The organism is Phenylobacterium sp. (assembly GCF_030654915.1).
Taxonomy (GTDB): domain Bacteria; phylum Pseudomonadota; class Alphaproteobacteria; order Caulobacterales; family Caulobacteraceae; genus Phenylobacterium.
Genome location: NZ_JAURWM010000108.1, coordinates 1 through 10,107 on the forward strand (window position 1 = coordinate 1; position 10,107 = coordinate 10,107).

9 protein-coding genes and 1 tRNA gene are annotated in these 10,107 nt (G+C 67.0%); 8 read left to right on the forward strand and 2 right to left on the reverse strand.

Going from position 1 to position 10,107, the window contains the following annotated elements:
* The coding region (locus Q7T84_RS05430) for an autotransporter outer membrane beta-barrel domain-containing protein (protein WP_304806730.1) at positions 1-489 on the forward strand (489 nt) is incomplete at its 5' end.
* A 343-nt stretch (positions 490-832) separates the two neighbouring features.
* On the opposite strand, the gene Q7T84_RS05435 is transcribed toward Q7T84_RS05430, so the two are convergent.
* Both Q7T84_RS05435 and gph read right to left on the reverse strand, forming a co-directional pair.
* Positions 833-907: transfer RNA gene (locus tag Q7T84_RS05435), tRNA-Val, on the reverse strand.
* 16 nt (positions 908-923) lie between these two features.
* The gene (gene gph, locus Q7T84_RS05440; protein ID WP_304806731.1) at positions 924-1,637 is read right to left on the reverse strand and encodes a phosphoglycolate phosphatase; all 714 of its coding nucleotides are present in this window, start codon (positions 1,635-1,637) and stop codon (positions 924-926) included.
* Positions 1,638-1,721: 84 nt separating this feature from the next.
* On the opposite strand from gph, the gene glmU reads away from it, so the two are divergent.
* From glmU to Q7T84_RS05475, 7 genes are all read left to right on the forward strand, one after another.
* Entirely contained in the window at positions 1,722-3,071 is a 1,350-nt protein-coding gene (gene glmU, locus Q7T84_RS05445; RefSeq protein ID WP_304806732.1) for a bifunctional UDP-N-acetylglucosamine diphosphorylase/glucosamine-1-phosphate N-acetyltransferase GlmU, read from the forward strand.
* Positions 3,072-3,182: 111 nt separating this feature from the next.
* Positions 3,183-3,866, forward strand: coding sequence for a ribose-5-phosphate isomerase RpiA (gene rpiA / locus Q7T84_RS05450; protein WP_304806733.1), 684 nt, complete (start codon positions 3,183-3,185; stop codon positions 3,864-3,866).
* A gap of 10 nt (positions 3,867-3,876) precedes the next feature.
* Positions 3,877-5,256: a glutathione-disulfide reductase gene (gene gor / locus Q7T84_RS05455; RefSeq protein ID WP_304806734.1), complete on the forward strand. Its 1,380-nt coding sequence runs from the start codon at positions 3,877-3,879 to the stop codon at positions 5,254-5,256.
* Complete coding sequence (locus Q7T84_RS05460; protein WP_304806735.1) at positions 5,253-6,455, forward strand: O-antigen ligase; 1,203 nt, start codon at positions 5,253-5,255, stop codon at positions 6,453-6,455. Before gor ends, Q7T84_RS05460 begins: the two co-directional genes overlap by 4 nt.
* Before the next feature lie 72 nt (positions 6,456-6,527).
* Positions 6,528-7,907: a class II 3-deoxy-7-phosphoheptulonate synthase gene (locus tag Q7T84_RS05465; RefSeq protein WP_304806736.1), complete on the forward strand. Its 1,380-nt coding sequence runs from the start codon at positions 6,528-6,530 to the stop codon at positions 7,905-7,907.
* Positions 7,908-8,063: 156 nt separating this feature from the next.
* Positions 8,064-9,440, forward strand: coding sequence for an MATE family efflux transporter (locus Q7T84_RS05470; RefSeq protein ID WP_304806737.1), 1,377 nt, complete (start codon positions 8,064-8,066; stop codon positions 9,438-9,440).
* 62 nt (positions 9,441-9,502) lie between these two features.
* Positions 9,503-9,931, forward strand: coding sequence for a VanZ family protein (locus Q7T84_RS05475; protein ID WP_304806738.1), 429 nt, complete (start codon positions 9,503-9,505; stop codon positions 9,929-9,931).
* Positions 9,932-10,107 lie beyond the last annotated feature (176 nt).

The following is a 10,107-nucleotide window of genomic DNA, read 5'->3' on the forward strand; positions in this document are numbered from 1 at the left end:
GATCGCGTCGAGGACGCCGATGCGAACGGCTACGCATTCTCCATCGAGGCCGGCCAGCCCATCGCCGTGGGGGGTGTCTTCAAGCTGATCCCGCAGGCCCAGCTCACCTATGCGAAGGTCGAATTCGACACCTTCGTGGACCCGCTGGGCGCATGCGTTTCCGCCGATCAAGGCGACAGTCTTCTCGGCCGCCTGGGGCTATCGTTCGACCGCGACTGGAAGGGGGCGGCCGCAGGGGGGCGAGGGAGGATCTACGGCGTCGCTAATCTGACCCACGAGTTTCTGGACGGATCGCGCGTGGACGTTTCCGGAGCGCTGATCTCCAACCGGGCCGAACGCACCTGGGGCGGCCTTGCCGCGGGGGCGAGTTATGCCTGGGGCGCTGGTCGCTACCAGGTCTACGGAGAGGGCTCGATAGCAACCTCGCTATCGCATTTTGGCGACAGCTACACCGCCTACGGCTCCGCGGGAGTTCGCATGAGCTTTTAGCGCGCTGGAGGGTGCTGGTCTGCGCGCGCTGCCAAAATCGCGAGCGCCATATCAGGAGGGTAGCGGACCCGAGAGCCCGCTGGGCCTCTTCAGGCTGTTGCGGGGCTTGGCAGCGGGATGAGCTTGGCCAACTTTCGTAGGTTCTGAGCGGTGGTGGCGACGTGGAACTCGTCTCGGGCGCCTTGGGGCAAACGTTCGGCGCAGCGCTGGCTTGTTCGTTCAGAGGTAGAGATCTGGGGCGGGGTAGGGCGTGAAAGCCGTCGCCGTTCAGTCAAAAACCAGGCGTTTCTGGCAAGTTTCTGGCAAGTGCCAGATGGTCTCTTCAGCAAGTGCTTGAAAAGATTGGTGGATGCGACAGGGATTGAACCTGTGACCCCCTCGGTGTGAACGAGGTGCTCTCCCGCTGAGCTACGCATCCTCCGGAAGGGTTGCGCCTATAGCCTGACGTCTTGCGCCGGGCAAGCGGTGAGAAGCGTTACGCACGCATTCTTCAATTCGTCGAAGTGATCGACCAGCACGTCGGGGTTCAAATCGGCGGCCGGGATCTCGGTGTAGCCGAAGCTCACCAGCACTAGCGGCACCTTGGCGGCGCGGGCGGCGCCGGCGTCGGTGGAGGCGTCCCCGACCATGACGGCGCGGTCGATCCGCCCGCCAGCGGCCTCGATGGTGTGCGTCAGGTGACGGGCGTCGGGTTTGGGGGCCGGGGCCAGATCGGCGCCGATCACCGCGTCGAAGAAGTCGATCAGGTCCAGCTTCTGGAGAATCGGCAGCGACAGGTCGGTCAGCTTGTTGGTGCAGATCGCCAGCCGGGCGCCGGCCGCCTTGAGTTCGGTCAGGCAGCGGACCGCGCCGGGGAAGGGCCGGGTCTCGTCGGCGCTGTGCTGATTGTAGTGGGCGATGAAGCGCTCGAAGAGCGCGGGCATGCGTTCGGCGGGGACGGGATGGCCCTGGGCGGCGAACCCGCGCTCCATCAACCGCCGTGCGCCGTGGCCGATGAAGGGGCGGGCCTCATCAAAGGGCAGGGGAGCGATGTCTTCTTCCCGCAGGATGACGTTCAGCGTGCCGATCAGGTCGGGCGCGGAATCGACGAGTGTGCCGTCGAGGTCGAAGACTATCGTGGCGCCAGCCAGGGTGGTGAGATCGGTCAAGGAAAACGCTCCGTCGAAACCGCTCGCCGTTTCGGCTAAACGCCGCATGATTGCAATGTCTGCCCGACTCGTAAGGATCGATCCATGACCCCACGCGCCGCTGTGATTATGGCCGCCGGCCAAGGCACGCGCATGAAGTCGCCGATCCCCAAGGTGCTGCATAGGGTCGGAGGGCGCGCGATCCTCGACCGGGTGATCGACACCGTCGAGGCGGCCGGATGCGAGCGCATCATCGTGGTGGTGGGAAACCACAGCCCAGGCGTCAGGGCGTTGGTCGAGGCGCGGCTCGGCAAGGACGCCGTGGCGGTGCAGGACCCGCCGCTCGGCACTGGCCACGCCGTGCTGGCCGCGCGCGAGGCCTTGGCGGGTTTCGAGGGCGACCTGCTGGTGTTGAACGGCGACTGCCCGCTGCTGGAGCCCAAGGATCTCGAACCGCTGTTCGGCCTGCGCGCCGATGGGGTGGCCCTGGCAATGCTGGCCTTCGAACCGGTTGATCCGCTGCTCTATGGGCGGGTGCTGCGCGGCGCGGACGGCCATGTGATCCGCATTGTCGAGCCCAAGGAAGCCACCCCCGAGGAACTGGCGGTCAAGATCTGCAACGCCGGCATGATGGCGGCCGACGCGGGCCGGATGTTCGGCTGGCTGTCGAAGATCACCAACGACAACGCCAAGGGCGAGTATTACCTGACCGACATCGTGCGGATCGCCGTGGCTGACGCGGGCCTAGTCAAGGCCTCGATCGCCCCGGAGAGCGCGGTGATGGGCGCCGACACGCCGTTGCAGCTTTCCCAGGCCGAGGCCATTTTCCAGCAACGCCGCCGGGCGCACTTCCTGGCCGAGGGCGTGACCATGCTGGCGCCTGAGACCGTGCATTTTTCCTGGGACACCAAGATCTCGGCGGGGGTGCAGGTCGAGCAGTTCGTGGTGTTCGCGCCCGGCGTCAGCATCGAGACTGGCGCGGTGATCCGCGCCTTCAGTCATCTGGAGGGCGCCAAGGTGATGGCCGGCGCCCTGATCGGTCCCTATGCCCGCCTGCGTCCCGGCGCGGAGATCGGCGAGGACGCCCACATGGGCAACTTCGTCGAGGTGAAGAAGGTGAAGGTGGGCGCGGGCGCCAAGGCCAACCACCTCTCCTATCTGGGCGACGGCACCGTGGGGGCCAAGGCCAACATCGGGGCCGGCACGATCTTCTGCAACTACGACGGCTTCGACAAATTCGAGACCCATGTGGGGGAGGGCGCGTTCGTCGGGTCCAACTCCTCGCTCGTGGCGCCGGTGCGGATCGGGGCGGGCGCCTACACGGGTTCGGGCTCGGTGCTCACCCGCGATGTGGCGCCCGACGCCTTGGCGCTGGAGCGGTCGGGGCAGGTCGAGAAGGCGGGCTGGGCGGCGCGGTTCCGCGCGGCCAAGCTCGCCAAGCGGGCCAAGAAGTAACACCGGTGCTCAGTTCGTCGTGGCCGGGTCGGTCCTCGCCGCCTAATAACCGCCGAACTCAACTGTCTATGGATCCCCGGGCGCTCGCCCCGGGGACGACGAGGTTTTTCAATGGACGCTGACGCGCAAAAAAGGGCTTCCGGCGAAGCCGCCGCCCTACTGGTCGAAGACGGCATGGTCGTGGGACTGGGCACCGGCTCGACGGCGGCCTGGTTCGTCAAGGCGCTGGCGGCTCGCAAGCTGGACATCCTCGGGGTGCCAACCTCGCTCGCCACCGCCAACCTGGCGCAGAGCCTCGGCATCCGCTTGGGCGAGCTGGGACCGGTGAAATCCATCGATCTGACCGTCGACGGCGCCGACGAGATCGGCCCGGCCCTGGCCCTGATCAAGGGCGGCGGCGCGGCCCTGCTGCGCGAAAAGCTCGTCTGGGAAGCCTCCAAGCGCTGTGTTGTGATCGCCGACGCCGAGAAGCGGGTCGCCAAGCTGGGCAAGTTCCCGTTGCCGATCGAGGTCGTGGCCTTCGGGCACGAGACCACGATGCTGCGGATCTGCGACGCGCTGAACGAATGCGACCTGGGCGTGGCCCCGCGCCTGCGCGTCAAGGACGGCGTCCCGGTGAAAACCGATAACGGCAACCTCATCTATGACGCAGCTTGCGGGCGTATCGAGGACCCCGCCTTGCTCGCCGATGCGCTGAAAAGCGTCACCGGCGTGGTCGAACATGGCCTGTTCCTCGATCTGGCGGATGTGGCTCTGGTGGGGACGGCGGACGGCGTCGTCACCCTCGAGCCGTAAGGAGTAAGACGTGGCGAAATACGACTACGACCTCTTTGTGATCGGCGCCGGTTCCGGCGGCGTGCGGGCCGGGCGGCTGGCGGCGATGTCGGGCGCGAAGGTCGCCCTGGCCGAGGAGCACCGCGTCGGCGGCACCTGCGTGATCCGCGGCTGCGTGCCCAAGAAGTTCATGGTCTACGCCTCGGAGTTCGCCCACAACGCCCAGATCGCCGAGGGCTATGGTTGGTCGCCCAGCCAGGCGACCTTCGACTGGCCGCGGTTCCTGGAAGCCAAGGACCGCGAGATCGCTCGGCTGTCGGGCATCTATGTCACCAATCTCAACAACGCCGGGGCCGAGATCCTCCACGGCAAGGCGCGGCTGACCGACGCCCACACCATCGTGGTGGAGGGCAAGCAGACGATCACCGCCGACAAGGTGCTGATCGCCACTGGCGGCCGTCCGTGGAAGCCGACCGAATTCCCCGGCGCCGAGCACATCATCACCTCGGAAGAGGCGTTCCAACTGCCCGAGCTGCCCAAGTCGATCATGATCGCCGGCGGCGGCTATATCGCCGTCGAGTTCGCGGGGATCTTCGCCGGCCTCGGCGTGGAGACGACGCTGGTCTATCGCGGCGCCAATATCCTGCGCGGCTTCGACGACGACGTTCGGTCCCACGTGACAGAGGAAATGAAGAAGCGCGGCGTTAAGGTCGTGCTCGGCTGCCAGCATGACAGCATCGAGAAGACGGAGGCTGGCGGCTTCATCAGCCACATGACCTCGGGCCACGCGATCGAAACCGAGTTGGTGATGTTCGCCACCGGCCGCCGCCCCTATGTGGACGGCCTGGGGCTTGAGACGGCCGGCGTGAAGCTGAACGACGTTGGGGCCGTGGCCGTCGACAAGTTCTCCAAGACCAATGTCGAGAACATCTGGGCCGTGGGCGACGTTACCGACCGGATCAACCTGACGCCCGTGGCGATCCGCGAGGGCGCGGCCTTCGCCCAGACTGAGTTTTACGGCAACCCGACCACCTTCGATCACGACATGGTGGCCTCGGCGGTATTCTCGCAGCCACCGGTCGGCTCCGTGGGACTGTCTGAAGCTGACGCTCGCCATCAGCACGGCAAGGTCGATATCTACCTTTCGCGGTTCCGTCCGATGAAGACGACCTTCTATGGCGGTGACGAACGTTGCCTGATCAAGCTGGTGGTCGAGGCCGGCAGCGAGCGCATCCTTGGTTGCCACGTGGTCGGTCCGGATTCGCCTGAGATCATCCAGATGGCGGCCGTCGCCCTGAAGATGGGCGTGACCAAGCCGCAGTGGGATTCCACCTGCGCGGTCCACCCGACCCTGGCCGAAGAACTGGTCACCATGCGCGAGAAATACGTTCCGCTGGGCACGGCGGCGTGAAGGCAGCCAAGGCGAACGCACCGAAGGACGGCGTCGCCTGGTTCGGGTGGGTGCTGGCTGGGGTGTTCGCCCTGTCGCCCCTGCTCGGATGGCTGGGGCCGCTCGGCTTCGCGCCTATCGCGGCGCTTGGCGGTCTGCTGACCATTCATGGGGCGCGGGTCGATAGAGAGCACCGGGCGGCGGCGTTGGCGATCCTGGTGCTGGTGACCTGGGCCCTGGCCTCGATGGCCTGGAGTCCGTTCAGGGCCGAGAAGCTTGAGAACGCCACTGGACTGAAGCTTGTCGCGCAGGGCGTGCTCTACTGGGCGCTGTTCTACGCCGGCGCGAGGGCGTCGGCGGACACGCGCGCCATGGCGCTGCGGGTCCTGGTCTGGGGCATGGCGGCGTTGGGCCTGGTCCTGGCCATCGAGGCCATGACCAGAGCGGGCCTCTATCAGGCGCTGCGGACCGCGATAGGCGATCCGATCCGCCCGGACCTGGCGGTGCGCAACGTCGCCCAGGGGGGCTTTGTCCTGGCGGTCCTGACGCCGGCGGCGGCGGTGGCCAGTACGCGCACGGGATGCGGCGTCTGGCCGATTGTTCTGATGGCGGCTGGGATCGCTGGAGCAAGCCTGAGCCTGGCGGCAGACGCGCCGATCCTGGCCCTCGTGGTGAGCGTTCTGTTTGGCCTTGCGGTCTATCGCTGGCCGGTGGTCGCCCCACGAGTGCTGGGCGGCATGGCGGCGCTGTTGTTCCTCACCGCGCCGGGCGTTGTCTGGCTGACCCGCAAGCTGGGCTGGTTCCAGGAAGTCGAAGCCTCGGTCTCGCTCTCCTGGTCCCAGCGCATGGGCTACTGGCGCCACGCCGGCGATTGGATCGGCGACCACCCGCTGCGCGGCTGGGGCCTCGAGGCCAGCCGGGAGTTCGCGCCGGGCATTATCCTGCACCCTCACAATGCGGCGTTGCAGATCTGGTTGGAGCTTGGCCTCATCGGCGCGATGTCGGCGGCGGTGTTCTGGGGGGCGGTGCTGGCCGGCCTCAGCCGTCCCGAGCGCGACGTCGGACGTGCGGCCGCGGCGGCCACAGCCGGAGCCTATCTGGTGTTCTCGGCGGTGTCTTTCGGTGTCTGGCAAGAGTGGTGGTTGGCCCTCGGCGCAGTGGCCGCGGCGGCCTGCATGGCGCTGTTGCACCAGCCCGCCGTGGAAAAACGCCCCGCCTGACCATCGACTAGCTTGTCGTTCTGGGAGTAGAACGCGCTCCGCTCGCAGTTCGCGCGGGCGTGGAGTTGAGCCATGACCGAGCATTGGACGCCTGCCTCCTGGAGGGCGAAGCCCGCCAAGCACCTGCCGACGGACTATCCGGATCTGGCGGAGTTGGCCCGGGTCGAGCAGACCCTCCGCGGCATGCCGCCCCTCGTTTTCGCCGGTGAGGCCCGGCGTCTGAAGAGCCTGCTGGGCGACGTGGCCGAGGGCCGCGCCTTCCTGCTGCAGGGCGGCGACTGCGCCGAGAGCTTCAAGGAATTCCACGCTGACAACATCCGCGACACCTTCCGCCTGATCTTGCAGATGGCGGTGGTGCTGACCTTCGCTGGCGGCAAACCCGTGGTGAAGGTAGGCCGGATGGCCGGCCAGTTCGCCAAGCCGCGCTCCTCGCCGGTCGAGACCATCGACGGCGTCGAACTGCCGTCTTATCGCGGCGACAACATTAACAGCATGGAGTTCGAGGCCGCCGGGCGCACGCCCGACCCGCAGCGTCTGCTGCAGGCCTATGGGCAATCGGCCTCGACGCTGAACCTGCTGCGCGCCTTCGCCGGCGGCGGCTATGCCGACCTCTACAACATCCACCGGTGGACGCTCGGCTTCGTGGCCGACAGCCCGCAGGGCGCGAAGTACCGCGAACTGTCGGAGAAGATCAGCGAAGCCCTGACCTTCATGGCCGCCATCGGCGTGACGCCGGAGAGCCAGCCCGACCTGCATCGCGTAGAGTTCTTCACCAGCCACGAGGCCTTGTTGCTGGGCTTCGAGGAAGCCATGACCCGCGTCGATTCCACCTCGGGCGAGTGGTACGACACCTCCGCTCACCTGGTCTGGATCGGCGAGCGGACCCGCCAGTTGGACGGGGCGCACATCGAGTACTTCCGTGGCATTCGCAATCCGATCGGCGTGAAGGTCGGTCCGACCATGGAGCCGGACGATCTGCTGCGCCTGATCGACGTCCTGAACCCGCACAACGAGCCTGGCCGCCTGACGCTCTATGGCCGCTTCGGCCACGACAAGATCGCTGATCGTTTGCCGCGCTTGCTGCAGGCGACCAAGAAGTCGGGACGTTCGGTGGTTTGGGCCATCGATCCGATGCACGGCAACACGCTCACCGCCGCCAACGGCTACAAGACTCGTCCGTTCGACCGAATCCTTTCGGAGGTGAAGAGCTTCGTCGAGATCGCCAAGGCCGAGGGCGTCCATCCGGGCGGGGTGCATCTGGAGATGACCGGCCAGAACGTCACCGAGTGCCTCGGCGGCGCTCGGGCTCTGACTGAAGGCGACCTGGCCGACCGTTATCACACCCATTGCGACCCGCGTCTGAACGGTGAACAGGCGCTGGAGCTGGCCTTCCTCGTGGCCGAGAAGCTCAAGGAAGAACGGGTCAGCGCAGCGCTTCGCGCGGCGGTCTGATCAAGACCGCCACGGCGGGCGGTTAGCATCGTCCTCCCGGTCGGTCGTGCCGTTCGAGTGACCGCTGCCTGAAAAGGCGGCGGTGACAGGCCTCGACCCTTGCGGCGAAGGCGGCAAACCTCCAGTTTCGCCGCTTCTTTGAAAACTGGTGAGATCATGGCCGACCAGGCCGGGGCGACCCTCCCTTCGGATGGGCGCGAAATTGATATTGTGCGCGCGCAGACCGCGGAGCTGTGGAAGCTCTCGTGGCCGGTCGTACTGTCACGCCTGGGCATCATGACCATGGGGCTGTCGGACGCCATCGTGGTGGGCCGCTACTCGGCGACGCAACTCGGCTATCACGCGCTCGCCTGGGCCCCGACCAGCGTCGTGGTGACCATGGCCGTCGGCCTGTTGACCGGCGTCCAGGTGATGACCGCGCGGCGGATCGGGCAGGGGCGGCGAGAGCTGACCGGCGCGGTTCTGCGTCGCGGCCTGGCCTACAGCTTCTGGATTGGCGTGATCTCGCTAGCCGTCACGCTCCTGGCGGGGCCGAGTTTCCTGCACGTCATTGGCCTCGACAAGGACCTGGCCGACGGCGCTTCGCGCGCCATGCTGGTCTTCGCGCTGTCGCTGCCGGGCTACGCCATCAGCGTGGCCGCCAGCTTTTGGCTGGAGGGACTGGGCAAGCCCAAGCCCGGCGCCGTCATGATGTGGGTGGCCAACGGGGTGAACCTGGCGCTGCTGCTGCTGCTGGTGCCGGGGCACCTGGGCATTCCGTCGCTCGGGGCGGTCGGCGGGGCCTGGGCGACCACGGGCGCACGGACCTTCCTGGCGATCGCGATGCTCATCTACATCCTGCGCATGCCGGAAGCCCGGGCGCTGGGCGTGTTCACCAAGCCAGAACGTGATCGCGGTTCGGAAGCTGAACAGCGCCGCATCGGCTACGGGGCGGGCGCCTCGAACTTCTTCGAAGTCGCGGCCTTCGCCTCGATGAACATTTTCGCCGGCTGGATGGGCGGACTGACCGTGGCCGCCTGGGCCGTGGTGCTGAACGTCGCGGCCATGGTTTTCATGGTGCCGCTCGGCCTCTCGACCGGGACCGCCGTGATGGTCGGACGGGCCTATGGCGCGCGTGACGCCAAGGGGGTGACGCGAGCAGGCCTTATCGGCTTTGGGATCACCGCTGTGTTCGGCTTGGTGATCTCGTTGATCATCTGGCCCACGGCCGGATTGATTGCCCAGGCCTACACCTCCGACAAGGTGGTGATCGCCATGGCCTCGGCCGCGCTCGTGCTCTCCTGCCTGTTCTTCCTGGTCGATGCGCTACAGGTGGTGATCGCCCAGGCGCTGCGGGCGCGCGGCGATGTCTGGCTGCCGACCTTCACCCACATGACCAGCTATGTGCTGGTGATGATGCCGCTGGCCTGGTGGCTGGCCATTCCGATGGGACTTGGCCTGAACGGCATCGTCTGGGCGGTGATCGCCGCATCGTTCATCTCGGCGGGCCTGCTAAGCTGGCGGTTCTGGGCGCTGGCGCGGCGGGGGCTCTAGGCGCGGGCGGATTTTTTCGTCGAGGTGAACGGTCGATTCACGCTGATCTGGGAGAAGGGGGCATGGCCTCGCTGACTCCGAAAATCGCCCGCTTCCTGCTGATCGCCGCGACCCTGGTCTGCGCGATCGGGATGATCGGGCCGTTCAAGGGCGCCGAAGGGCGCCTGATCAGCGTCGACAAGGCCGCGCACTTCATCGCCTTCTACGGCCTCACCCTGCTGACCATCGCCGCGTTTCCGAAGCGTCGCTCGTTCGACTTGGCGTGCATGGTCCTGATGTTCGGGGTCGCCATCGAGGTGGCCCAGATGCTGTCGGGCCGCGGCGCTCAACTGAGCGACATACTGGCGGATGCGGCCGGCGTCGCTGGCGTGCTGGCGCCGATGTATCTTCAGCGACTGCGCAGCCCGCCCATCGTCGAGCGCCGCCAACGCCTCATCGACAAGCTGCCGGCCTCCGAGCCGCAAGGGCAGGCGGAAACCATTCAAGGATAGCTCGGGTCCCCCGGATCTCGCGCCGCGAGCCCGGAGGATGACGGCTGTGGCCTAGGCTTCGACGCCCAGGATCCAGCCTTCTTCGGTTTCGGCGTCCAGAACCACATCAGCGGCGGCGGTCTTGCCGATGGTGAAGGCCTCGCCCAGCTTTCCCGTCTCATCCAGCCGGGCGAAGT

What these genes read in the sequence shown, in the direction of transcription:
- glmU (WP_304806732.1), top strand. Translation starts at nt 1,722, where the DNA reads ATGACCCCACGCGCCGCTGTGATTATGGCCGCCGGCCAAGGCACGCGC.
- rpiA (WP_304806733.1), top strand. Translation starts at nt 3,183, where the DNA reads ATGGACGCTGACGCGCAAAAAAGGGCTTCCGGCGAAGCCGCCGCCCTA.
- Q7T84_RS05465 (WP_304806736.1), top strand. Translation starts at nt 6,528, where the DNA reads ATGACCGAGCATTGGACGCCTGCCTCCTGGAGGGCGAAGCCCGCCAAG.
- Q7T84_RS05470 (WP_304806737.1), top strand. Translation starts at nt 8,064, where the DNA reads ATGGCCGACCAGGCCGGGGCGACCCTCCCTTCGGATGGGCGCGAAATT.
- Q7T84_RS05475 (WP_304806738.1), top strand. Translation starts at nt 9,503, where the DNA reads ATGGCCTCGCTGACTCCGAAAATCGCCCGCTTCCTGCTGATCGCCGCG.